The organism is Auraticoccus cholistanensis (genome assembly GCF_009742705.1).
In the GTDB taxonomy this organism is placed as follows: Bacteria; Actinomycetota; Actinomycetes; order Propionibacteriales; family Propionibacteriaceae; genus Auraticoccus; species Auraticoccus cholistanensis.
The window spans coordinates 439,433-460,878 of record NZ_WPCU01000005.1; the positions used below are offsets into that span (position 1 = coordinate 439,433).

Here is a 21,446-nt window from a genome sequence, read left to right on the forward strand (position 1 = left end):
CCGAGCGGTCCACGAGCGCGGTCACGGCCGCCTCCGGTCGCTGCGGCTGGTGCGGCGCGGCTGTGGACGCCGGCTGGCGCCCTCGCTCAGCGGCCGGGCACCGGCACCGGCCCGCACCCGGTCGCGGCCGGCCGCGGCGGCGGACCCGTCACCGGCGGCGGCCGGGGAGGCCGGGGAGCCGGCGGACACCGGCACCGCCTCGGGACCGGGCTGCTCCTGGGCCTTCTGCTCCTTGGCCAGGCGGCGTTCCACGTTGCGGCGGTGCTCGGCCATCGCCGGCTCCCGCTCACGCAGCTTCGCCAGCACGACCGCGGCCAGGAAGATCGAGGAGTAGGCACCGGCGACCATGCCGACGAACAGCGCCAGCGCCAGGTCCTTCAGCGGGCCCTGGCCGAGGACGGCCGCCCCGGCGATCAGCAGCGCGACCACCGGCAGCACGCCGATGATCGTGGTGTTGAGCGAGCGGGCCAGCACCGCGTTCAGCGCCGCGTTGGCCGCCTGGGTGTAGGTGCGGCGCTGGTCGCGCAGGCCGACCACGTTCTCGCGGACCTTGTCGAAGACCACCACCGTGTCGTACAGCGAGTAGCCGAGGATGGTCAGCACGCCGATCACCGTGGCGGGGGTGACGGTGAATCCGGACCAGGCGTAGATGCCGATGGTCACCACCAGGTCGTGCAGCAGCGCCGTGATGGCCGCCACCGACATCTTCCAGTCCTTGAAGTAGATCCAGATGACCAGCATCACCAGGACCAGGAAGACCCCGAGCGCGATCAGCGCCCGCTCGGTGATCTGCTCGCCCCAGGACGCCCCGATCAGGGAGTAGGCGACCTCCTCCGAGCCGATGCCCACCTGCTGGGCGATCGCCTCGCGGACGGTGACCACCTCGTCCACGCTCAGCGTCCGGGTCTGCACCCGCACGGTGGAGTCGCCGATGGTGGTGACGGTGGTGCCGTCGAGGTCGGGCAGGTCGGTGGCCTCGACCGCGGCGCGCATGTCGTCGACGGTGCTCTCGGTGACGGTGGTGGCGGCCTGGAAGTCGGCACCGCCGCGGAACTCGATGCCGAGGTTGAGCGGGCGGACCACCAGACCGAGCACGCAGAGGGCGAGCACGACGCCGCTGATGACGAACCAGCGCCGCCAGCGACCCAGGAAGTCGTAGTCGAGGGTGCCGGTGTTCAGCCGGTTGATGAAGTGGCGCATCATGCCTCCTCGGCGGGGCGGGCGGTGCGACCGCTGGCGCTCTCGACGACCCGCTCGGCCAGGGCCTTCGCGGGGGTGAGCGGGCGGCGGCGGGGACGGCTCCCCCGGACCCCGATGTGCTCGGGGTCGAGCCCGGACCAGCGGCGGCCCGAGGTGAAGAAGCGGGTGCGGGCCAGCAGCGACATCAGCGGCTTGGTGAAGTAGAACACCACGACGATGTCGATCAGCGTCGTCAGCCCCAGGGTGAAGGCGAAGCCCTTGACCGAGCCGACGGCGAGGGCGAACAGCACCACCGCCGACAGCAGCTGCACGGCGTCGGCGATCAGGATGGTGCGCTTGGTCGCGTGCCAGCCCACCTCGACCGCCGAGCGCAGGCTGCGGCCGTCGCGCATCTCGTCGCGGATCCGCTCGAAGTAGATGACGAAGCTGTCCGCCGTCATGCCGATGGCCACGATCGCGCCGGCGATGCCGGGCAGGTTGAGCGCCATCCCGACCGACTCGCCCAGCAGCACCAGCAGCGCGTAGGTCAGCGCGGCCGCCACCACCAGGGAGCCGATCACCACCAGGCCGAGGCCGCGGTAGGCCAGCAGGCAGAACCCGACCACGAGCGCCAGGCCGATGGCGCCGGCGATGAAGCCGGCCTCCAGCTGCTCACCGCCCAGGGTGGCCGAGACGTTGTCCACCGAGGACACCTCGAAGGCCAGCGGCAGGGCGCCGTAGCGCAGCACGTTGGCCAGCTGGTTCGCGGTCTCCTGGTCGAAGCCGCCCTCGATCTGGGCCCGGCCGCCGGGGATGGCGGAGTCCACCGAGGGGGCGGAGATGGATCGGGCGTCGAGCACGATCGCGAAGCGGTTCTGCGGGTCGGTGCGCTGGGCGAGCTCGCCGGTGGCGTTCTCGAACAGCTCCGCGCCCTCGGCGTCGAACTCGAGGTTCACCACCCAGCTGAACTGGTTCTGCGGGATCCCGGCCGAGGCGTCGGCGAGCTTGTCGCCGTCGACCAGGGTCGGGCCGAGCAGGAACTTCTGGGTACCGGTCTGGTCGCAGGCGATCAGCGGCTGGTCGGAGACCTCGGGCATCTGCTGGTCGCAGGTGAAGGCGGCGAAGTCGGCCTGGTCGCGCTCGCTCGGCTGCCAGTTGATCGCCTCCGCCGGCGGGGTGCCGCTGCCGGGCTCGGTGGGCCGCGGGGTGGGCGGTGCGGTGGGCAGCTGGACGGGCGGGCGGCCGTCCCCGGTGGGCGACGGCACGGCACTCGGGTCACCCGGCTCGGCGCTGGCCGAGGGCTCGCCCGAGGGCGCGGCGGAGGGGTCGGTGCTGGGCTCGCCCGAGGGCGCCGGCGTGGGCTCGAGCGGCGGCTGCACGGCTGCCACGTCGTAGACGGCGCGGAAGGACAGCACGGCGGTCTGCCCGACCAGCCGGACGAGCTCGTCCTGCTGCACGTTCGGCACCGAGACGATGATCTGGTTGCCGTTGGCGGTGGTGACCTCGCTCTCGCCGACCCCCAGCCCGTTGACCCGCTGCTCGATGATGTCGCGGGCCTGCTCCAGGCTGTTGGGGTCGACCGAGCCGCCGCCGGTGGTGTTGGAGGCGGTCAGCGTGATGGTGGTGCCACCACGCAGGTCCAGACCCAGCTTCGGGCTCCAGATGCCGAACGCGGCCATCAGGCCGAACAGGCCTGCGATGACCGCGAACAGCACCACCAGGGTGCGTCCTGGGCGTGGGTGTCTGCTCGCCACGTGCTCGTCCTCGGGGGTTTCGGTGCGCCCTTGCGGGCGCGGGAGTTCAGGTGGGGGTCAGGAGTCGGTGCGGGGGGTGCCCGGCGAGCGCCGCTCGTCGCCGTCGGCGTCCAGCCCGGGCTCCAGGGGGTCGGGCTCCAGCGTGTCGGGCTCCACCCGGTCGGGCTCCAGCGCGGCCGGGTCGCTCCCGGCGGGGACGACCTGCACGACCGCCTGCTTGACCACGAAGCTGCTCAGCCCGGGGGCGAGCTCGACCTCGACGACGGTGTCCTGCACCTCCACCACGGTGGCGTAGAAGCCGTTGGCCAGCAGCACGCGGGTGCCCGGCGTCAGGGCCGAGAGGGTCTCACGCTGCGCCCTGGCCCGCTTCTGCTGCGGCCGGATCATGAGGAAGTAGAAGGCTGCCACCATCAGGACCAGCAGCAGAGGTGTGGTGAGTTGTTGTGGCATGGCTCCGCATCGCGCTCGAGGTTCGTCCGACCTGCGGTGCGCACGCCGGGAGGCGGGCGCGAGCGATCACCGCAAGTTGCTGACCGCGGGAGTCTAGCCCGCCGTCCTGGGAAACGGCGACCGACGCGCTCCGGCCCTCCGGCGCACCCGGCGGCGCCCCCGGATCAGGAGAACAGGTCGTCCCCGGAGCCGGGAGCCCCCCGAGGCGCGGTCAGCCCCAGGTGGGACCAGGCGGCCGGGGTCGCCACCCGTCCGCGCGGGGTGCGCATCAGCAGCCCCTGCCGGACGAGGAACGGCTCGGCCACCTCCTCGACGGTCTCCGGCTCCTCCCCCACCGAGATGGCCAGCGTGGAGAGCCCGACCGGACCGCCCGCGAAGCGCCGGCAGACGGCCTCCAGCACCCCGCGGTCGAGACGGTCCAGGCCGAGGTGGTCGACCTCGAACAGCTCCAGCGCCTCCTGCGCGAGCCGCAGCGTCACCCGGCCGTCGGCGCGTACCTGCGCGAAGTCGCGGACCCGGCGCAGCAGCCGGTTGGTGATGCGGGGGGTGCCCCGGGAGCGGCGGGCGATCTCGGCCGCCGCGTCGGGCACCACGTCGACGCCGAGGGTCTGCGCGGAGCGCAGCAGGATGTCGCGCAGCGCCGTGTGGTCGTAGAAGTCCAGCTGCGCGGTGAACCCGAACCGGTCTCGCAGCGGCCCCGGCAGCAGCCCGGCACGGGTGGTGGCGCCGACCAGGGTGAAGCGGGGGATGTCGATCGGGATCGCGGTGGCGCCCGGACCCTTGCCCACCACCACGTCGACCCGGAAGTCCTCCATCGCCAGGTAGAGCAGCTCCTCGGCCGGGCGCGACATCCGGTGGATCTCGTCGAGGAAGAGCACCTCGCCCTCGCTCAGCCCCGACAGGATGGCGGCCAGGTCGCCGGCGTGCTGGATCGCCGGGCCGCTGGAGATCCGCAGCGGCGCCGACATCTCGGCGGCGATGATCATGGCCAGCGTCGTCTTGCCCAGCCCCGGCGGGCCGGAGAGCAGCACGTGGTCGGCCACGGCGTCGCGCTGGCGGGCGGCGGCCAGCACCAGCCCGAGCTGGTCGGAGACCCGCGGCTGGCCGTTGAACTCGGCCAGGCTGGCGGGGCGGAGCACGGCCTCGGCGGCGCGCTCGCTCTCGTCGGCGTACGGGTCGACGGTGCGGTGGGGCTCGTCGGTCTGTCCGGGCACGTCGGACCTCACTTCTTGGCCAGGCTGCGCAGGGCGGCGCGCATCAGCTCGGCCACCGGCGGCTGCGGCTCGGCGGCGGCCAGCTCGCTGATCCGCTCGCAGGCGGCCTCGGCGTCACGGGCGGACCACCCCAGCCCCTGCAGGCCGCCGGCCACCTGCTCGCGCCACAGCTCGCGGGCGCCTGCGGCGGCCGGGACCTCCGGCGGTGCGGTGGTCAGCGCGAGGGCGTTGATCTTGTCGCGCAGCTCGATGCAGATCCGCTCCGCCCCCTTGCGACCCACGCCGGGGACCCGGGTGAGCGTGGCGAGGTCCTCCGAGGCGATGGCCTGGCGCAGCTCGGCCGGGCTGAGCACGGCGCAGGCGGCCTGGGCGATCCGCGGCCCCACGCCGGAGGCGGTGAGCAGCAGCTCGAAGCAGTCCCGTTCGTCGGTGGAGGCGAAGCCGTAGAGGGTGAGGGAGTCCTCGCGCACCACCAGGCTGGTCTGCAGCGTGGTGGTCTGCCCCAGCCGCAGGCCGCTGGCGGTCTGCGGGCTGCACTGCACCAGCGTGCCGAAGCCGTTGACGTCCAGCACGGCGGCGGTGGCGCCGACGGCGGTCACCGTCCCGGTCAGGTGGGCGATCACCGGGCCACCCGGGTGCCGCGGGCGTGGCCGGCCGGGCGGGCCGGACGGGCGTGGGCGGCCACCGCCTCGGCGTAGCGGTTGAGCGTGGGGCCCCGCCAGACGTGGGCGATGGCCAGCGCCACCGCGTCGGCGGCGTCGGCCGGCTTCGGCGGGGCGTCCAGCTTGAGGATGCGGGCGACCATGATGCCCACCTGTGACTTGTCGGCCCGGCCGGACCCGGTGACGGCGGCCTTGACCTCGCTGGGGGTGTGCAGCACGACCGGCTGGCCGTGCCGGGCGGCGACCAGCATGGCCACCCCGGCGGCCTGGGCGGTGCCCATCACGGTGTTGACGTTGTGCTGGGCGAAGACCCGCTCGACGGCCACCACCTCCGGCCGGTGGGTGCGCACCCACTCCTCGACGGCGACCTCGACCATCACCAGCCGGCGGGCCACGTCGAGCTCGGCCGGCGTCCGCGCCACCCCGACGTCAACCAGGGTCGGCGCGCGGCCGGGGACGCCCTCGACGACCCCGAACCCGCACCGGGTCAACCCGGGGTCGATCCCCAGCACGCGCACCCGCACACCTCCACGCAGTCGAACAGACGTTCGGAGCCTACCGGCCGGGCGCCCCCGGCGGCGGGAGGCGGCTCCGGCGGGTCAGAGGGAGGCGAGGACCTCGTCGGAGGCGTCGACGTTGGTGTAGACGTTCTGCACGTCGTCGCAGTCCTCCAGCGCGTCGACGACCCGCATCAGCTTCTCGGCCACCTCGGCGTCGACGGACTGGGTGTAGTCGGGGACGAAGGAGACCTCGGCCGAGTCGTAGTCGAGCCCGGCGTCCTGGATGGCGGTGCGGACGGCGACCAGGTCGGCGGGGTCGGAGATGATCTCGAACACCTCGCCGAGGTCGTTGACGTCCTCGGGGCCGGCGTCGAGGGTGGCCTCGAGCAGGTCGTCCTCGCCGAGGGTGCGCCCGTCCTGCTCCTTGCTGACCACCACCACCCCCTTGCGCTGGAACATCCGGGCGGTGGAGCCGACGTCGGCCATGGTGCCGCCGTTGCGCGTCACCGCGACCCGGACCTCGGAGGCGGAGCGGTTGCGGTTGTCGGTGAGGCACTCGATCAGCAGGGCGATGCCGGCCGGGCCGTAGGCCTCGTAGTACAGCGTCTCGTAGTCGGCGCCGCCGCCCTCGGCCCCCGAGCCGCGCTTGACCGCGCGGTCGATGTTGTCGTTGGGCACCGAGCTCTTCTTCGCCTTCTGGATGGCGTCGTAGAGGGTGGGGTTGCCGGCGGGGTCACCGCCGCCCAGCCGGGCCGCGACCTCGACGTTCTTGATCAGCTTGGCGAACAGCTTGCCGCGCTTGGCGTCGATGACGGCCTTCTTGTGCTTGGTGGTGGCCCACTTGGAATGCCCGCTCATGACAGCCAAGGCTACAACGACGAGCCGGTGCCCGGTCCGCCGTGACCGCGCCCGGGCCTGGGACGTCAGCGGCCGTCGTCGACCAGCTCGTGGCGCAGCACGCTGTCGGCCACCGTGTAGCCGAGCTCGTCGTAGGGCTGCAGCGGCCCGGAGACCCGGTCGGTGTCGACGCCCAGCCCCGCCGCCTGCAGCCCGGCGGCGGCGAAGGAGCGCATCGAGGACACCAGCAGCGCCCGCGCCACCCCGCGGCCGCGCCAGGGCCGCCGGACGCCCAGCCGGTCGGTCCAGCCCTGGCTGAAGCCCTGCGCCGCCCACTCCTCGGTGCTGGCGGAGTTGATCGCGTAGCCGACCACCTCCCCGCTGGCCCGGTCCAGCGCCACCCACGACCACTGCGGGCGCGCGGCCTCGCGGGCGTGCGAGGCGGCCCACTCCTCCTGGGTGACCTCCCGGGCGCGCCAGACGTCGGAGAAGGCGTCGTTGTGGGCCAGCCGCACCGCCTCGCACAGCTCGTCCGACCAGGGCACGAGGTCGACCCCGGCCGGCAGCGGGACGTCGGGGACGTCGCCGGAGAGCGGGCGGTACAGGTCGAGGTGGCGGCGCACCGGGACCAGGCCGACCCGGCGGTAGAGACCCCGCCGGCCGGTCGACTTCTCGTCGCAGTGGGCCACCACCAGGCACTGCGCGCCCGCCTCACGCCGGCTCTGCACGTGGGCGCGCGCCTGCTCCAGCTGCCAGGCCAGCAGCCGACGCCCGATCCCCAGCTGGCGCCAGCTCGGGTGCACCCCGCCGGAGAGGAAGACCTGCTCGATGCCGTCCCGGGCCTCGCTCAGCAGGTTCCAGCCGAACGCCACCGCCGTGCCGCCCTCGAACCCGATCGCCGTCCCGGCCGCCGTCCGCTCGACGGAGGACATGTTGACGTCGAGCTCGTCGAGGCTGTGGCGCTCGGCGGCGTCGTCGTGGAGCTCGATCGCGGTCAGCAGCTCCGCCACGGCAGGGACGTCCCCCGGCTGCACGGCCCGCCACCGCAGCGACGTCACCGAGTCCAGGGCGTGCGTCACCGGGTCGACTCCTTCGTCGTGCCGGGCGGTTCCGGCCGTGTGCTGCTGCTGTACCCCGGGTGGGGTCCGACCACGCTACCGCCAGATCCGTCGCTCGCCACCCCGTCCGCCGGCGGCGGCCGGTGCGGTGGCGGCCCAGATCCGCCGCCAGGTGGCGGCGGGGGCCGGCTGCGGAGGTGCTCCGACGAGCCCCTCCCACCAGGTGCGGGCGTCCTCGTCGAGCAGGTCGACCACGGCCTGCCGCAGCCGCTCGGCCAGCTCGGCGTCGGTGCCGCCGGTCGCTGCCACGGGGGCGGCGAAGCGGACCGACACCCGCGGCGGGGTGCCCTCGAGGGCGCCGCCCACGGTGCGCCGCGGGCTCGGCAGGGCGAAGGTGCCGCGGACCGCCACCGGCACCAGGTCGGCGCGGCGCCGGCGGGCCAGCTGCACCACCGCCGGGTCGAAGGGACCCACCGTGCCGTCCAGGCTGGGCGCCCCGTCGCCGAAGACCAGCAGCACCCGCGAGCCCACCGTCACCGCGGCGGGCAGCCGCGGCATCCGGGCGGCCGCGTGCAGGGCCCGGGGGCCGAGCACCAGCGTGGCCCGGGCCAGCGGCTCGGGCAGCGCGGCCCGGACCAGGTCGGCGTCGCGCAGGTGCTGGTGGTTGGCCACCAGCACGAGGGCCCGCTCGGGGTCGAGGTGTCCGGCGCCGACCACGTGCAGGTCGGTGCCGACCGCCATCAGCGGCCGGGTCAGGTGGGTGTGGCGCCACTCCCGCAGCACCGAGGGTCCGCGACGGGGACGGGTCAGCACCCGGCGCCCCTCCGGGTCGCGGGACCAGCGTGCCCGCCGCACCAGCGCCAGGTCGGACCCGGCGCCGCTCAGCCGGCGCGCCAGCGAGGGCCGGGACGGGGAGGTCGCCCAGGCCGCCGGGGTCCGCTGCTGCTCGGCCACCTCAGCCGGCCCTCACGTCGGTGACCAGCCCCGGCGGGGTGTGCAGGTAGCGGATCCGGGGGCTGCGGCCGACCGTGTCGGCGGCGATCTCCAGCGCGTCGGCCAGGGTGGTGGCGGCCCGGAAGCCCATCCGCTCGGCGGCCGAGCGGTCGGCCCCGACCCAGATCACCTGCTCGACGCCCTGCCGGGCCGCGGTGAGCTCGGCCCACAGCTGGAAGGGCAGCACGCCGGCGTGCGCGTGCTGGTGCCGGTAGAGGTTCTGGTACCAGTCGTCGTCGGCGAAGCGCTGCTCCGCCCCGGCCATCTCGGCCGGGTCGGTGGTCTGGCTGAGCACGTCGGCGAAGAAGTCGGCCGAGGAGGGGTGCACCCGTCCGGAGAACGCCGGCCGCAGCGGGTGGAAGGCGATCACCACGCCCCCGTCGCGGACCGCCCGGGTGCCGGTGGTGGCGCCGAGCGCGCCGGCGAGCGCGGACCAGGCGGCGAGCAGCGGGTCGATGGCGGCGTCGGGGTTCCACGGCGTGCGGTGCGGCACGCCGGTGACGAGCACGTCGGCCTGGCCGTCCACCGGCACCGTCTCCTGCTCGCCCAGCCGCTCGGCCGTCCAGCCGGCCACCGCCGCCGCGGTGCCCGAGGCCACGGCCACCACGCCGCGGTCGGCCGGGGCCTGCAGCAGGCTGCGGCGGGTCTGGTCGGGGGTGAGCGCCGCCAGCCGGCGCAGCCCGAACCAGGTGGCCCGGTCCCGCAGCGTCCACTCCCACTCGCGACGGCCCAGGAACTCCAGCGCGGGCGGGTGCGCCACCTGGTCGAGCACGGCGCGCACGCAGACCAGCGGCAGGGCGGCCACCGCGGCGAGCACCCGGGGGTCGTCGTCGGCCGCGTCGCGGAACCGGCGCTGGGTGTCGAGGGAGGACAGGTTCTGCACCAGCGCACGACCGGGGTCGACCCGGTCGCGGGCGGCCACGGAGACGTCGACCACCAGGTCCGACTCCGCCAGCCGGGCGTTGAGCTCGACACCGGGGGCCACCTCGACCAGCTGGTCGCGGTCGTGGACGTCGTGGCTGCGCAGCCGTCCCTCGACCAGGAAGGAGCGCACCACCCGCTCCCCCAGCAGCTCGTGCAGCTGCTGGTCGGTCGGCCGCGGCCCGATGCCGTTGGCCACCAGCACCACCACGTCGTCCACGCCGGCCGAGGCGGCCAGCTCGAGGACCTGCTCGACCACCCGCTGGCGGACGTCCATCCCGCGCGCGACCGGCTCGGCCAGCCCGGTGACGGTGATGGTCAGCCGCTGGCCGGGGGCCAGCCGGCCGGCGAGCGGGTCGGTGTCGAGGGCGTCGGCGAGCGCCGCGGCGACGGCCGCGTCGGCGTCCACCCGGCGTCCGCTGGTGTCGCTGGGGTAGACCACCTCGGTGCCGCGGGGGAAGGTCTGCAGCCGCAGACCCCCGCCCTCGGCCACCAGCAGGGGTGGGGTGCGGTCGTCGACGGTCAGGACGAAGCCCGGGCGAGCCATCAGGCCCTCGCTTTCTCGTGCTCGGTGCAGCGTTCGCGGGTGCGGGTCACGGCGGTGGTGGCGGGGCGGGGGCTCACCGGCGCCTCGGCAGGCTCCAGCGGGGCAGCTGGGCGCTGGCCCGCCACTCCACGATGGACCACTGCTGGGCGTTGGCGGCCCGCATCAGCGCGACGTCGGGGCTGACCACCACCGGGTTGCCGACCACCGACAGCATCGGCAGGTCGACGTGGCTGTCGGCGTAGGCGTGGCTGCGGCTCAGGTCGATGTCGTTCAGCGCGGCGTAGTGGCGCAGCCAGGCGGCGCGGGACTCCCCCACCATGGGCGGGCCGGTGAGGAAGCCGGTGCAGCGCCCCGAGTCGTCGGTGGCCAGGTCGGAGGCCACCACGACGTCGAACAGCGGCTCCAGCGGCCGGGTCAGCGGGCGGATCGCACCGGTGATCAGCACGGTGGTGTGCCCGGCGGCGCGGTGCTCGCGGAGCCGGCGGACGGCGTCCGGGGACACCCGCTCGAGGATCCAGGAGGCCATCGTGGTGTCGACGAACTGCTCCAGCTGGGCCAGGTCGGCGCCGGCGTAGCGGCGGTAGACCGAGCGCAGGAAGGTGCCGCGGTCGCGCCGCTCGGCCCGCAGCCACATCGGCAGCCGCCGGGCCACGTCGCCCACCTCGCGGGCGCGGGCCAGCGGCCCCAGCTCGGGCAGCCGGGCCCACAGGTAGGTCTCGACCACGTTGCTGGCCATCACGGTGCCGTCGAGGTCGAAGGCGGCCAGCACGCGGGCGCCGTCCGGCTCGCCGCCCAGCTCCTTGTAGGTGCGCGGGCGCTGGCCCCGGCGGCGGCGGACGGAGTCCATCCGGCGCACCGGCTCGGTGATGGAGGGGCAGTGCACGTCCTGCAGGTAGGTGCGCCAGTCGTAGGCCGCGGAGTCGAAGGCGAAGGCCTCCACGTCGTCGGGGTGCAGGCTGCGGTGCAGCGCGAGGGTGTTGTCGTCGACGAAGTGCAGCTCGGACTGGCCGTACTCGTTGTACAGCGACAGGTAGCGGCGCAGGAACGTCAGCTCCTTGGTGGTGCGGTCCAGCCCCTGGGCGAGGGTGCGGATCCGCTTGGAGCGGGGCGCCAGCGAGATGGCCCGGTGCGCCACCGAGGCGGCCCGCTCGGAGGTGAACAGCAGCCGCTCGACCGAGGCCGCGCCCGGGAAGTCCCACTCCGGCAGCCGCGCCGCCCCGCGCGGGCCGCCCTCGAAGGGGTGCTGCAGGAAGTACTCGCGGACGTGGGAGTAGAGGTCGCGGAAGTTCAACGGGTTCCGGGCGCCGGAGCTGGAGTGGTAGTACACCGGCTGGCCGACCTCGGGCTCGGTGGCGCAGACCGCGACGATGGCGTTGACCACGAAGTCGCAGGGCACGATGTCGACCACCGAGTCCGGCGAGGCCGGGAACTCGGGCAGCTGGCCCTTGCCGTAGGCCAGGATCAGCGGCTCGGCCATCTTGAAGCCCTCGATCCAGCCCGGGTAGGGGTGCTTCCAGGAGGACTCGACGATGGCCGGGCGGACGATGGAGACGCGGATGTCCTTGCCGACCTCGGCCACCACCTTCTCCCCCAGCGCCTTGGTGAAGGTGTAGACGTCGGTCCAGCCCAGCGAGCGGGCCCGCTCGGTGCCGGCCTCCACCAGCTTGCGCTGCACCCACTCCCGGCGCCGCCGCTCGGTGTCGGCGGCGGTCGTCAGGTAGCCGGCCTGCCGGTGCTCCCGCTCGGCCTCCTTGCGCAGCCGGGTCAGCTGCTCGGCGGTGCGGGACTGGGCCTCGATGAGCTCGAGCATGGCCAGCCCGCGCTCGGTCTCGGCCTGCGGGTCGACGTCGTGCTCGTGGGCGGCCTCGCGGATCGCCCCGCGACGCCGGCCGGCGGTGTAGGCGGTGGAGATGTGGACGTAGTGCGGGATCCGGGTCCGCTCGCCGTCGGGGCCGGTGACCGCGGCCAGCATCTTCTCCATCAGCGCCCGGGTGCCGATGGTGTTGGTGCGGAAGGCCTGGTCGATCGGCGGGTCGAAGGAGACGTCGCCGGCGCAGTGCAGCACCACGTCGAGGTCCGCCGGCAGGTCGGGCACGTTGGGCAGGTCGCCCTCGATCACCCGGATGCGGGCGTCCAGCAGCGCCTCGGCGCCGCCGGCGGCCTCACGCAGCTCGCTGAAGATCTTCTTCTTCAGCAGCGCCACGACGCGGTCGCGGGCCGGCGTGGAGCCCTTGCGGCGGACCAGCAGCGCGGGCGTGGTGTCGGGCAGCTCGGTGAGCATCTTCCACAGGATCTGCTCGCCGATGAAGCCGGTGACGCCGGTCAGCACGACCACCTTGCCGGCCAGCAGGTCCCGCAGCCGGCCGTCCAGCGTGGGCACCCGGGGCCGGGCGGTGGCGGTCTCGGCGTCGGCCAGCCGGCGGAAGGCGCTGGCGGGCGCGCTCACGAGGAGGCCCCGCCGCTCACCGACTCCACCGGCTCACCGGCCGCCACCCGCAGCGCCTCCGGCAGCCGCAGGTCGCCGACGTAGAGCGCGGTGCCGATGATGGCGCCCTCGACCCCCTGCGGGACGAGCGCGTGCAACGCGGCCACGTCGGCCAGCGTGGTGACCCCGCCGGAGGCGACGACCGGCTTGTCGGTGCGGGCGCACACCGTGCGCAGCAGCTCCAGGTTGGGTCCGGCGAGCATGCCGTCGGAGGCCACGTCGGTGACGACGAAGCGGGCGCAGCCGGCCTCGTCCAGACGCTCCAGGGTCTCGGCGAGCTCCCCGCCCTCGCGGGTCCAGCCGCGGGCGGCGAGCCGGGTGCCGCGGACGTCGAGGCCGACGGCGACGCGGTCGCCGTGCTCGGCGATGACCTCCGCCACCCACTCCGGCTGCTCGAGAGCGGCGGTGCCGATGTTGACCCGCCGGCAGCCGGTGGCCAGCGCCCGCTCCAGGCTGGCGGTGTCGCGGATGCCGCCGGAGAGCTCGACCTGCAGGTCGACGGCCTCGATCACCCGGGCCAGCACCTCGGCGTTGCTGCCGCGGCCGAAGGCGGCGTCGAGGTCGACCAGGTGGAGCCAGCGGGCGCCCTCGCGCTGCCAGCGCAGCGCCGCCTCCACCGGGTCGCCGAAGGTCTTCTCGGTGCCGGCGACCCCCTGGACCAGCTGGACCGCGGAGCCGTCGACGACGTCCACGGCCGGCAGCAGCTCCAGCGCCGGGGCGGCGCCGGGGAGGGAGGGCTCGGCAGCGGAGGGTCCGGTGGCGTCAGGATGCACCCGCCGACCCTATCCGGCCGGGCTGGCCGTCCGCACGTCCGCGGAGCCGGCGCTCAGGCCCGCCGGTGCCGGACCCGCTCCAGGAAGCTGTGGGCGTCGCGGGCGCGGGGGCCCGGCACCAGCCAGGACTCGGGCACGTCGAGGCCGGCCACCCGGACGCCGGTGCCGGCCAGCACCGTGGGCAGGGTGTAGAGGACGGTCGAGGGGAAGCTGAGGACGAGCTCCTCCACGGGGCCGCGGGCCAGCTCGACCTCCAGCGGCAGGTCGGGGCGCTGCACCTCGACCCCGAGGGAGGCCACGGCGGCCAGCTTGGCCTCCTCCTCGCGGCGGTGGGCCAGGTACCGGCGCAGCCCCTGCTGCTGCACGAGCCCCGCGACGGCGTCCAGGTAGGCCTCGCCGCGCACCACCCCCGTCTCCACCAGCGAGGACCCGACCAGAGCGGCGCCGGGCAGCACGGCGGGGTGGGGGTGGCGGCGGCGCAGCCAGCGGTAGTGGTTGGGGCGGACCCGCAGCCCCAGGTCGTCCAGCGGCATGGCGGTGAACACCTCGAGCCGGCGTCGCCGCAGCAGGTCGGTGGTGCGGACGGCGCGCCGGTGCTGGCCGCGCCCGGGCGCCGCCACGTGCCAGCGCAGCATCGGCTCACCGGCCTGCATGCGGCTGGCGAACTCGATGGTGGCGGTGCCGTCGTCGACGACCACCACCGTCTGCCCGGGGAAGACCGGCAGCAGCGTCTGGATCAGCCCCGAGAAGGGGTCGCCCAGCACCAGCCGGCGGGCCCGTGCCACCAGGGGCAGCAGCCGTGCGGCCACCTGGCCGGCGTGCCAGGCGCTGCGCCGTGGTTCCAGCCAGCGGACGTGGACCCTGGGCCCGCGGACCAGCTCGACGGTGCCGCGGAGCTGGCGCCGTGACTCCTCACGCCACGGCGCCAGCACCACCAGGTCGGCCTCGATGTCGGGAGTGGCCGAGAGCCACTCCACCGCGTTCAGCAGCTGGGCCGGGCTCTCGACCAGCGCCAGCGTGTCGGTGCGGGTCACCCCCGGGGTGCGCGGGCTCAGACGCCGGCGCCGACCCGGCGCAGCTTCTTCATCGCGGCGAGCTCGCCCTCGTAGATCTTCTTGACGCCGTCGCCGCGGGCGGCCTCGATGACCCGGATGTCGCGGACCAGCCGCTCCAGCCCGCCCGGCTCCACCGAGGCGGCCTGGTCCGAGCCCCACATGGCCCGGTCCAGGGTGATGTGGCGCTCGACGAAGCAGGCGCCCAGGGCGACCGCGGCCAGGGTGGTCTGCAGCCCGGTCTCGTGCCCGGAGTAGCCGATCGGCACGTTGGGGTACTCGGCGCGGAGCGTGTTGATCATCCGCAGGTTCAGCTCCTCCGGCTTGGCCGGGTAGGTGCTGGTGGCGTGCAGCAGCACGATGTTGCTGCTGCCGAGCACCTCGACGGCGTGGCGGATCTGCTCCGGGGTGGACATGCCGGTCGAGAGCACCACGGTGCGCCCGGTGGCCCGCATCCGGCGCAGCAGCTCGTCGTCGGTCAGCGAGGCCGAGGCCACCTTGTAGGCGGGCACGTCGAACTCCTCGAGGAAGTCGACCGACTCCACGTCCCAGGGCGAGGCGAACCAGTGGATGCCCAGCTGCTTGCAGTAGGCGTCGATCTGGGCGTACTCCTCGTGGCCGAACTCGACGCGGTGGCGGTACTCGATGTAGGTCATCCGGCCCCAGGGGGTGTCGCGCTCCACGTCCCACTGGTCCCGCGGGGTGCAGACCTCGGGGGTCCGCTTCTGGAACTTCACGGCGTCGCAGCCGGCCGCCACGGCGGCGTCGATCAGGGCCATCGCGTTGCGCAGCTCGCCGTTGTGGTTGATGCCGATCTCGGCGCACACGTAGACGGGGTGGTCGGCCCCCAGCACGCGGTCGCCGATGGTGCGGGTGGGCTGAGCGATGCTCATGGTGGTCCTCTCCAGCGGTTCTTCAGGTCCCTCCAGAAAACACACCCGCGACCGTGCCGGAGGGCCTGGAGCGGGCTCCCGGAGGCCTTTTCACCACCTGTTCACGGACTCGTCACCGACGACGCCCCGACCGTCCACCGGGGCCGCTTAGACAGCTACCGTGAGCACTCGTGTCGCAGGACCCCAGCAGCACCCCGGCGCCCGGCTGACCGTCGTGGTCCCGGTGCTGTCGTCGGGGGCGAACACCACCGCCAAGACGCTGCTGCGCGGCACCGACGAGCGGGTGGAGCACCTGGTGGTGGACGCCACCGCCGACGCCGACCCCCGTGGCCGGATGCAGCGCGCCGTCGGGCGGCTGCCCCGCAGCCGGGCCGCGGCGATCCACGACCGGACCGCCGGGCCGGGCCGCCGGCGGGCCGAGGCGATCGCCCTGGCGCTGGCCGACCTGCGCACCGACTGGGTCACCGTGGTCGACGCCGGCGACTTCGTCGCCCCCGGCTTCCACCTGCGCGTGCTGGAGGCGGCCGAGCAGCTGGGCGCCCCGCTGGTGGGCTTCGGCCACACCCGGGTGCGCGGCCCCGTGCGGGTGCCCGAGCCGGCGACCGAGGACAGCTCCGGCGTCGTGGTCGCCCCGGCCTGGCGGGGCCTGGTGGGCCGCGGCCACCGGGTCGGACGGCTCTGGTCGCAGCTGGTGCACCGCTCGCTGCTGGACTCCCCCGGCGCGCCGGTCCCCGACGTCCGCCTGCACCACGGCGCGGACCACCTGCTGGGCTGGGCGCTGCACCTGGCGGCCGGCTCCAGCGCCCTGGTCGAGGTGCCGGGCTACTACCGCACCGTCCACGGCGACGCCGACACCTCCGAGGAGGCGCTGCTGGGCCGCGTCCGCGGCCACCAGCAGGCGATCGACCTGGCCCGCGGCCACATCCGCGCCGACGTGCTGGTGCCCGAGGCCGTCCGCGCCGCGCTGCGGATGATCTGCCGGCTGGTGCTGGCCGACCTCGACGCCGGCTCCCGGCCCCGGCCGCGGCTGGTGGAGCTGGCCGACGAGGTGATGACCGGGGTGGGCCGCCGCACCCTGGACGCCGCCCGCGCCGGGCTGGAACCGGGCGACCAGCGGCTGCTCGCCGCGCTGCGGCCGGCCGCCTGAGGTGGTCACCACCCCCACGCCGGGCACCCTCCTCGTCCTCGTCCCGCACAGCACCGCCTGGCTGTTCGTCACCGCCGCGCTGCGGGCCGGGCTGCTCGGCCACCCCGAGCGGCTGGTGCTGGTCACCACCTCCCAGTCGGGGGTCCCCGAGGCCGGCGACGAGCTGCGTCGCACGCTCGGCTGGGACCGGCTCAACACCGACGTGGACGTGGTGCTGGACCACGACGAGCTGGTGGCCCCGCACCACCCGCTGGGGTGGACGCCGACGACGCCGGCCGAGCTGGCCCGCTGGCGCGAGCTGCTCCTGCAGCGGGCCGGGCTGGGCGGCGGGCCGGTGCGGCTGCTGCTGCGCGACCTCCACCTGGCCCCGGCCCGCACGCTGGCCGCGGCCCTGCCCGAGGCGGCGGTGGACGTCTACGCCGAGGACCTGTCCGCCTGGGCCGCCACCCCCACCGTGCTGGAGCCCTCGGTGGCGGGCCGGGTGGGACGTCTGCTGCACGTCGACCTGTGGCCCGGCCTGATCCCGCGGCTGCTGGCCGAGACCGGCTGCCGCCCGGTGGCGCTCGACCCGGCGCAGCTGCGGGCGCTGGCGGGCGAGGTGGCACCACCGTCCGAGCCGGGCCGAGGACGGGTGGCGGTGCTGGTCGAGGAGGACCTCGCCGGTCTCGGGCTGGACGAGGAGGAGGTGGCCGCCCTGGTCGCGCGCCAGCTGGCCGCCGCCCACGCGGCGGGGGCCGACCGGGTGCGGGCGGTGCGCGACCCGCTGCCGGCGCTGGGCAGCGACTCCGAGGCGCTGGCCGAGGCCGGGCTGGTGGAGCTCGACGAGGACGCGGTGCCGCTGGCCGCGGTGCTGGCCGCCGACCCGGTGGTCGTGGTGGGGTGCCGCTCCACCCTGCTGCTCACCGCCGGGGTGCCGGCGGTGGCCGTCCAGCCGGAGGGGGTGCTGGAGCGGCTGCGGCCGTGGGCGCACCCCTCCCGGCTGCCGCTCGTGCTGACGGCGCTGCGCTGCGGGCCGGACGCACCGGCGGCCGGGCTGGCCGAGGTCCAGCAGCTGGTGGACGCGCTGGCCCACACCACGCAGCCGGCGCTGCACCCGGCCGGGGCGACCCCGGCCCGGGCGCTGGCGGCGGAGCGGCCCGGGCTCGCGGAGCGCTTCCTGCTGCCGGGGAACCCGCTGGTGGGCTCAGCCGGCTGAGCCGAGCGAGCCCACCCAGTTGGCCAGCAGCGCGGCCCCGGCCCGCCCCGACTTCTCGGGGTGGAACTGGGTGGCCGCGACCGGGCCCTGCTCGATGCCGGCCACGAACACGTCCCCCTGGTGCTCCGCGGTGGTCACCACGGCGCCCTCCCGGCGCAGCCGCTCGACGTCGCGGACGCCGTAGGAGTGCACGAAGTAGAACCGCTCGTCCTCGACGCGGGCGAACAGCCGCGACCGCGGGTCGGCCTGCACGGTGTTCCAGCCCATGTGCGGCAGCCGGGTGGCGCGGACCTGCTCGACCACGCCCGGCCAGATCCCGCACCCCTCGGTGCGGACCCCGTGCTCGATGCCGGCCTCGAAGAGGATCTGCGCCCCCACGCAGATGCCCAGCGTGGGCAGCCCGGCGTCGCGGCGCTCGCGGACCACCTCGTCGCCGCCGATGCGGCGCAGGCCCTCCATGCAGGCGGCGAAGGCGCCGACCCCGGGCACCACCAGCCCCGGCGCGCTGCGGGCGCGGTCGGGGTCGGTGGTCACCTCGACCCGGGCCCCGGTCGCCTGCAGCGCCCGCTCCGCGGAGTGCAGGTTGCCCGAGCCGTAGTCGAGCAGCACGACCTCCGGGGTGCTCACAGCGCCCCCTTCGTGCTCGGCACGCCGCTGACCCGGGGGTCGGGCTCGACGGCGGTGCGCAGCGCCCGGGCCAGCGCCTTGAACTGGGCCTCCACCACGTGGTGGGGGTCCCGCCCGGCCAGCACGGTGAGGTGGATGCAGATCCCGGCGTGCAGGGCGATGCTCTCCACCACGTGGCGGGTCAGCGAACCGGCGTAGGGGACGCTGCCGCGGCCGCCGCCGATGAGCGCGTACTGCTGGCCCTCCGGCTCGCCGCCGTGAACGACGTAGGGCCGTCCCGACAGGTCGACGACGCACTGGGCCAGCGCCTCGTCCAGCGGCACCAGGGCGTCGCCGAAGCGGCGGATGCCCCGCTTGTCGCCCAGCGCCTGCCGCAGCGCGTCGCCGAGGACGATGGCGGTGTCCTCCACGCTGTGGTGGGCGTCGATCTCGACGTCGCCGCTGGTGCGCACCCGCAGGTCGATCAGCGAGTGCTTGGACAGCGCGGTCAGCATGTGGTCGTAGAAGGGCACGCCGGTGTCGACGTCGGCGGCGCCGGTGCCGTCCAGGTCGAGCCGGAGGCTGACCGAGGACTCGCTGGTGACGCGCTCGAGCTCGACCACGCGGGGCGAGGAGGCGGGGACGTCGCTCATGTGGGCTCTCCTGGGTCGTGGGGTGCGGGCGGGCGCCAGCCGGGCAGGGTCTGCTCGGCGGCGACCTCGGTGAGGGCGGCGCGGAAGGCGGCCATCTCCGCCGGGGTGCCGGCGCTGACCCGCAGCCAGCCGTCGGGCCCCGTCTCGCGGATCAGCACGCCGCGCGCCAGCAGGCCCTGCCAGACGGCGTGGCGGTCGGCGAAGCGTCCGAACAGCACGAAGTTCGCGTCGGACTCGGCCACCTCCAGCCCCCGCCCGGCCAGCCACCCGACCAGGGCGTCGCGCTCGCGGCGCAGCGCGTCCACCTGGGCCAGCATCTCCTCGGCGTGGGCGAGCGCCACCCGGGCGACCGCCTGGGTCACCGCGGACAGGTGGTAGGGCAGCCGCACGATCCGGCAGGCGTCGACCACCGCCGGGGCGGCGGCCAGGTAGCCGAGGCGTCCGCCGGCGAGGGCGAAGGCCTTGCTCATCGTGCGGCTGACCACCAGCCGGGGGTGGTCGGTGAGCAGGGTCAGCGCCGACGGCGTGCCGTCGCGGGCGAACTCCTGGTAGGCCTCGTCGACCACCACGAGCCCGTCGGCGGCGCGCAGCGCGGCCTCCACCACGTCCAGCGGGGTGGAGGTGCCGGTCGGGTTGTTGGGGGTCGTGATCAGCACCACGTCGGGACGGTGCTCGGCCACCGCCCGCTCCACCGTGGCGGCGTCGAGGGTGAAGTCGGCCCGCCGCGGGGCGGTGAGGTAGGCGGTGTGGGTGTTGCGGGCGTACTCGGGGTACATCGAGTAGCCGGGCGTGAAGGAGAGCACCGAGCGGCCGGGGCCGCCGAAGGCCTGGAGCAGGTGCGTCATCACCTCGTTGCTGCCGTTGGCCGCCCAGACGTTCTCCGGGCCCAGGCCGTGACCCAGGTAGCGGGCCAGGTCGGCGCGCAGCTCCCACGCCTCCCGGTCGGGGTAGCGGTTGAGCCCGGCGCCGGCCTCCGACACCGCCCGGGCCACGTCGGCCAGCACCGCCGGGCCGGGCGGGTAGGGGTTCTCGTTGACGTTGAGCCGGTGCGGGACGTCGAGCTGGGGGGCGCCGTAGGGCTCCTCCCCCACCAGCTCCGGCCGCAGCGGCAGGTCGGCCAGCCGCACCCCGGCTCCGGGGACGGTCGGCGGCGCCACCGGGCCGCTCACGCGAACCTGGCCGAGACGGCCGCACCGTGGGCGGGCAGGTCCTCGGCCTCGGCCATCGCCTCGATGTGGCGGGCCACCAGCCGCAGCGCGTCGCGGTCGTAGCTGATCACGTTGACCGCCCGCAGGAAGGACTTGACGTTGAGCCCCGAGGAGTGGGCGGCCGCCCCGCCGGTGGGCAGCACGTGGGTGGATCCGGCGCAGTAGTCGCCCAGCGACACCGGCGACCAGGGGCCGACGAAGATGGCGCCGGCGTTGCGGACCCGGGCGGCGACCCGTTCGGCGTCGGCGGTGTGGATCTCCAGGTGCTCGGCGCCGTAGGCGTCGACCACGACCAGCCCCTGCTCGAGGTCGCGCACCAGCACGGTGGCCGACTGCGGGCCGCCGAGGGCGGCCCGGATCCGGTCGCCGTGCCGGGCGGCGGAGACCTGCACGGCCAGCTCGGCCGCCACGGCCTCGGCCAGCGCCTCGGAGTCGGTCACCAGCACCGACCCGGCGCTGGGGTCGTGCTCGGCCTGCGAGACCAGGTCGGCGGCCACCAGCCGCGGGTCCGCGCCGGCGTCGGCCAGCACCGCGATCTCGGTGGGTCCGGCCTCGGAGTCGATCCCGACCAGGCCCTTGAGCAGCCGCTTCGCGGCCACCACGTAGATGTTGCCCGGACCGGTGACCAGGTCGACCCGGCGGCAGAGGCCCTCGACGCCGTGGGCGAACATGGCCACCGCCTGGGCGCCGCCCACGGCGTAGACCTCCTCGACGCCCAGCAGCGCGCAGACCGCCAGGATGGTCGGGTGCGGCAGGCCGCCGAACTCGGCCTGCGGCGGGGAGGCCACCGCGATCGACTCGACCCCGGCCACCTGGGCGGGGACGACGTTCATGATCACCGAGGACGACAGCGGCGCGAGCCCGCCGGGGACGTAGAGCCCGACCCGCCGCACCGGGATCATCCGCTGCGCCACCAGCGCGCCGGGGGCCAGCTCGACCTCGGTGCGGGCGGTGCCCAGCTCGGCCTCGCTGACCTGGCGGCGGCGCCGGACGGCCAGCTCGACCGCCTCCCGCAGGGTGGGGTCGAGCTCGGCCAGCGCCTGCTGCATCGCCTCCGCCGGCACCCGCAGGTGCTCGGGGCGGACCCGGTCGAAGCGCTCGGACAGCTCGAGCAGGGCCTCGGCCCCGCGCTCGGCCACCGCCGCGCAGATCGGGCGGACGACCTCGACCGCGGCCTCCACGTCCAGCTCGGCGCGGGGCAGCAGGGAGCCGGGGTCGGCGAGGTCGGACTGCCTCAGGTCCAGGGTGCGCAACACGACACCGCAGTCTAGGTGGGGCCACCCACCGCACCGGCACCGTCCCAGCGGCCCGGACGCCGG

Annotated in this window: 20 protein-coding genes; 2 read left to right on the forward strand and 18 right to left on the reverse strand. The window is 75.3% G+C overall.

Annotation, left to right across the window (positions count from 1 at the left end):
• Positions 1-21: 21 nt before the first annotated feature.
• From secF to GC722_RS08015, 14 genes are all read right to left on the reverse strand, one after another.
• On the reverse strand, positions 22-1,200 hold the full coding sequence (gene secF / locus GC722_RS07950) for a protein translocase subunit SecF (protein WP_231747550.1): 1,179 nt from the start codon (positions 1,198-1,200) through the stop codon (positions 22-24).
• On the reverse strand, positions 1,200-2,933 hold the full coding sequence (secD, locus tag GC722_RS07955) for a protein translocase subunit SecD (protein WP_331714532.1): 1,734 nt from the start codon (positions 2,931-2,933) through the stop codon (positions 1,200-1,202). Before secD ends, secF begins: the two co-directional genes overlap by 1 nt.
• A 57-nt stretch (positions 2,934-2,990) precedes the next feature.
• Positions 2,991-3,383 (reverse strand): preprotein translocase subunit YajC, encoded by a 393-nt coding sequence (gene yajC / locus GC722_RS07960; RefSeq protein WP_156609442.1) that lies wholly within the window; start codon positions 3,381-3,383, stop codon positions 2,991-2,993.
• 164 nt (positions 3,384-3,547) lie between these two features.
• Positions 3,548-4,597: a Holliday junction branch migration DNA helicase RuvB gene (gene ruvB, locus GC722_RS07965; protein WP_331714533.1), complete on the reverse strand. Its 1,050-nt coding sequence runs from the start codon at positions 4,595-4,597 to the stop codon at positions 3,548-3,550.
• An 8-nt stretch (positions 4,598-4,605) separates the two neighbouring features.
• On the reverse strand, positions 4,606-5,220 hold the full coding sequence (ruvA, locus tag GC722_RS07970; RefSeq protein WP_331714534.1) for a Holliday junction branch migration protein RuvA: 615 nt from the start codon (positions 5,218-5,220) through the stop codon (positions 4,606-4,608).
• Positions 5,217-5,768, reverse strand: a complete 552-nt coding sequence (gene ruvC, locus GC722_RS07975; RefSeq protein ID WP_197429963.1) for a crossover junction endodeoxyribonuclease RuvC — start codon at positions 5,766-5,768, stop codon at positions 5,217-5,219. Before ruvC ends, ruvA begins: the two co-directional genes overlap by 4 nt.
• A 90-nt stretch (positions 5,769-5,858) precedes the next feature.
• Complete coding sequence (locus tag GC722_RS07980) at positions 5,859-6,617, reverse strand: YebC/PmpR family DNA-binding transcriptional regulator (RefSeq protein ID WP_156609444.1); 759 nt, start codon at positions 6,615-6,617, stop codon at positions 5,859-5,861.
• Positions 6,618-6,682: 65 nt separating this feature from the next.
• Positions 6,683-7,675: a GNAT family N-acetyltransferase gene (locus GC722_RS07985; RefSeq protein WP_156609445.1), complete on the reverse strand. Its 993-nt coding sequence runs from the start codon at positions 7,673-7,675 to the stop codon at positions 6,683-6,685.
• 75 nt (positions 7,676-7,750) lie between these two features.
• Positions 7,751-8,608, reverse strand: coding sequence for a lysophospholipid acyltransferase family protein (locus tag GC722_RS07990; RefSeq protein ID WP_156609446.1), 858 nt, complete (start codon positions 8,606-8,608; stop codon positions 7,751-7,753).
• Position 8,609: 1 nt separating this feature from the next.
• Positions 8,610-10,115, reverse strand: coding sequence for a lactate racemase domain-containing protein (locus GC722_RS07995; protein WP_156609447.1), 1,506 nt, complete (start codon positions 10,113-10,115; stop codon positions 8,610-8,612).
• Positions 10,116-10,188: 73 nt separating this feature from the next.
• A complete protein-coding gene (locus tag GC722_RS08000) occupies positions 10,189-12,561 on the reverse strand; it encodes an HAD-IB family hydrolase (RefSeq protein WP_331714535.1) in 2,373 nt (790 codons plus the stop codon).
• Positions 12,558-13,310, reverse strand: a complete 753-nt coding sequence (priA, locus tag GC722_RS08005; protein ID WP_156609803.1) for a bifunctional 1-(5-phosphoribosyl)-5-((5-phosphoribosylamino)methylideneamino)imidazole-4-carboxamide isomerase/phosphoribosylanthranilate isomerase PriA — start codon at positions 13,308-13,310, stop codon at positions 12,558-12,560. Before priA ends, GC722_RS08000 begins: the two co-directional genes overlap by 4 nt.
• Positions 13,311-13,426: 116 nt before the next feature.
• Positions 13,427-14,407, reverse strand: coding sequence for a hypothetical protein (locus GC722_RS08010; RefSeq protein ID WP_156609448.1), 981 nt, complete (start codon positions 14,405-14,407; stop codon positions 13,427-13,429).
• 17 nt (positions 14,408-14,424) lie between these two features.
• The gene (locus GC722_RS08015; RefSeq protein WP_156609449.1) at positions 14,425-15,318 is read right to left on the reverse strand and encodes an N-acetylneuraminate synthase family protein; all 894 of its coding nucleotides are present in this window, start codon (positions 15,316-15,318) and stop codon (positions 14,425-14,427) included.
• A 160-nt stretch (positions 15,319-15,478) separates the two neighbouring features.
• On the opposite strand from GC722_RS08015, the gene GC722_RS08020 reads away from it, so the two are divergent.
• Both GC722_RS08020 and GC722_RS08025 read left to right on the forward strand, forming a co-directional pair.
• On the forward strand, positions 15,479-16,465 hold the full coding sequence (locus tag GC722_RS08020; protein WP_156609450.1) for a hypothetical protein: 987 nt from the start codon (positions 15,479-15,481) through the stop codon (positions 16,463-16,465).
• Position 16,466: 1 nt separating this feature from the next.
• Complete coding sequence (locus GC722_RS08025; protein ID WP_156609451.1) at positions 16,467-17,660, forward strand: hypothetical protein; 1,194 nt, start codon at positions 16,467-16,469, stop codon at positions 17,658-17,660.
• Here GC722_RS08025 and hisH read toward each other — a convergent pair.
• The 4 genes from hisH to hisD are packed head-to-tail and all read right to left on the reverse strand — an operon-like array spanning position 17,649 to position 21,383.
• Positions 17,649-18,287, reverse strand: a complete 639-nt coding sequence (gene hisH, locus GC722_RS08030) for an imidazole glycerol phosphate synthase subunit HisH (protein WP_331714536.1) — start codon at positions 18,285-18,287, stop codon at positions 17,649-17,651. The two genes, GC722_RS08025 and hisH, sit on opposite strands and share 12 nt — an antisense overlap.
• Positions 18,284-18,919 carry an imidazoleglycerol-phosphate dehydratase HisB gene (hisB, locus tag GC722_RS08035; protein ID WP_156609452.1) on the reverse strand — a complete coding sequence of 212 codons (636 nt, stop codon included), beginning with the start codon at positions 18,917-18,919 and terminating at the stop codon, positions 18,284-18,286. The genes hisH and hisB overlap by 4 nt, the downstream gene beginning before the upstream one ends.
• A complete protein-coding gene (locus GC722_RS08040) occupies positions 18,916-20,088 on the reverse strand; it encodes a histidinol-phosphate transaminase (protein WP_408609298.1) in 1,173 nt (390 codons plus the stop codon). Before GC722_RS08040 ends, hisB begins: the two co-directional genes overlap by 4 nt.
• The gene (hisD, locus tag GC722_RS08045; protein ID WP_331714537.1) at positions 20,085-21,383 is read right to left on the reverse strand and encodes a histidinol dehydrogenase; all 1,299 of its coding nucleotides are present in this window, start codon (positions 21,381-21,383) and stop codon (positions 20,085-20,087) included. Before hisD ends, GC722_RS08040 begins: the two co-directional genes overlap by 4 nt.
• Positions 21,384-21,446 lie beyond the last annotated feature (63 nt).

Excerpts from the sequence above, each read along its gene's own strand:
- GC722_RS07995 (WP_156609447.1), bottom strand. The coding sequence starts at position 10,115 with ATGGCTCGCCCGGGCTTCGTCCTGACCGTCGACGACCGCACCCCACCC.
- hisB (WP_156609452.1), bottom strand. The coding sequence starts at position 18,919 with ATGAGCGACGTCCCCGCCTCCTCGCCCCGCGTGGTCGAGCTCGAGCGC.
- secF (WP_231747550.1), bottom strand. The coding sequence starts at position 1,200 with ATGCGCCACTTCATCAACCGGCTGAACACCGGCACCCTCGACTACGAC.
- GC722_RS07980 (WP_156609444.1), bottom strand. The coding sequence starts at position 6,617 with ATGAGCGGGCATTCCAAGTGGGCCACCACCAAGCACAAGAAGGCCGTC.
- yajC (WP_156609442.1), bottom strand. The coding sequence starts at position 3,383 with ATGCCACAACAACTCACCACACCTCTGCTGCTGGTCCTGATGGTGGCA.
- GC722_RS08015 (WP_156609449.1), bottom strand. The coding sequence starts at position 15,318 with ATGAGCATCGCTCAGCCCACCCGCACCATCGGCGACCGCGTGCTGGGG.